Source organism: Frankia canadensis (genome assembly GCF_900197875.1).
In the GTDB taxonomy this organism is placed as follows: Bacteria; Actinomycetota; Actinomycetes; order Frankiales; family Frankiaceae; genus Frankia; species Frankia canadensis.
Genome location: NZ_FZMO01000418.1, coordinates 1 through 1,588, shown reverse-complemented (window position 1 = coordinate 1,588; position 1,588 = coordinate 1). Strand labels below are relative to the sequence as shown.

Sequence of the window (1,588 nt, the reverse complement as noted above, 5' to 3'; positions counted from 1 at the left end):
CCCCTGCCCCCACCCCCGCCGCCGCTGCGGCCGTGCGGCGGGCTCGTCAGGCTGAGCCCCGCTTCGGGGAGTGGCTGGCGCAGGAGGCGCTGCTGCCGCGGTTCATGCTCGGCAGCTGCTGGCAGGTGCTGCGCCCCGCCGCCGGCCAGGTGCGGTACGCCATCGCCGGTCTGCTGATGCTGCTCGGGGCCTGCCCGGCGCTCGTGTACGCGTTCGGTGCCGCCCATCCGGTGGGGGCGCTGCGGGCGGTGGCAGGGCTTGCCGCCATCACCTACCTGGCGATCGTCGGCCTGGCCGTGCGCCGGACGGCCAGCGTCAACCTGTGGTGCCTGCGGCTGCCGGCAGGTGCCGCGCTCGGCATGGTCGCACTGATCTCCCTGGACGACGGCTGGGCGGCCCGGCACGGCTGGGCCTGGCTGTACGCGTCGGCGGCGCTCGTCGGGCTGGCGCTTGGCTATCTGCTGCTGGAGGCCGTCGGCCACGGGGTCGCAGGGACGGTGACGCTGGTGCGGCGGGTCGCATGGGTGGCCGTGCTCGGCTGGACGCACGCCGTCGCCATCGCCGCCATCACCCTCGCGGCCGTGGTGCCCGCCGTCGCCCCCGGCATCGACGAGACGATCAACGGCCCGACCGCGGCATCCGCGGCGCAGACCCTCACCCTCGCCGCCGCGGTGAGCCTCGCCGCCGGCGTCCTGCTCCAGGTGCTCTGGGACGACCGCCCCGCCACCTACCCGTTGACCCACCTGCCGTGGAAAGGGCGGACCCGCTGATGGAACCCTGGATTCCGCTCACCCTCACCGTCACCACCCCGATGTTCCTGTCCCCACGGCCGGGCGGCGCGGCCGAACTGCGGCCACCCGCCCTGCGCGGCGCCGCCCGGTTCTGGTTCCGGGCGCTGGCCGCCCCCGTCTTCGAACCGGCGGCCGACCACACCGCGCTCGCCCGCGCCGAAGCGGAGATCTTCGGCCGCCCCGAGGGCGCCCCCGGCTCCGTCCGCGGCGACGGCCCTTCCCGGGTCGCCATCCGCCTGCGCCGCCCGCCCACACCGACCCGCGCCGACCGCGAGCGCGACCAGCCCGACTGGCTCCGCAGCCGGCCACCCGGCCGGGCGACTCCCGGCACCGACGACGAACGTCCCGACCACGGCATCGGCTACCTGCTCGGCCAGGCCTACTTCCGACCCGGCCCCCCACCTTCCCTCGGGTGCAGGAGCTACTTCGCGCCGACATCCACTGCCGGGCCCGCCGCGACCGCCGACATCGATCTGCGGGTCTCCCCCGCCGCCCATTCGGACCGCCAGCCCTCAGTCGACTACGTCCGCGAGATCGCAGGCATCAGCCTGTGGGCCGCGGCGACCTTCGGCGGCCTGGGTGCGCGGACCCGCCGAGGCTTCGGCGGTTTCAGCCTCGCCGGCCTCAACGCCCTGAGCACCGTCCTGCCCGCCTCCACCATCACCCCCGACGTCCCGACCCGCAGCCATCCGGCCATCCGCCGCCTGCACGAACTCGTCCGGGACCGCCACCGCCCCGGGAGCGCCGGCGAGGTCCGGCGATCTCGGGACGCTTGTCCCCAGCTCGACGCAGCCCGC

The 1,588-nt window shown here is 76.1% G+C and carries 2 protein-coding genes; both read left to right on the top strand.

The window, feature by feature from the left end; translation table 11 throughout:
- On the top strand, nucleotides 1-770 hold a 770-nt coding region (locus C1A33_RS35260), incomplete at its 5' end, for a hypothetical protein (RefSeq protein ID WP_207770488.1).
- Nucleotides 770-1,588, top strand: an 819-nt coding sequence (locus C1A33_RS24990) for an RAMP superfamily CRISPR-associated protein (protein ID WP_207770487.1), incomplete at its 3' end; no start/stop codon positions are given. The genes C1A33_RS35260 and C1A33_RS24990, both read left to right, overlap by 1 nt.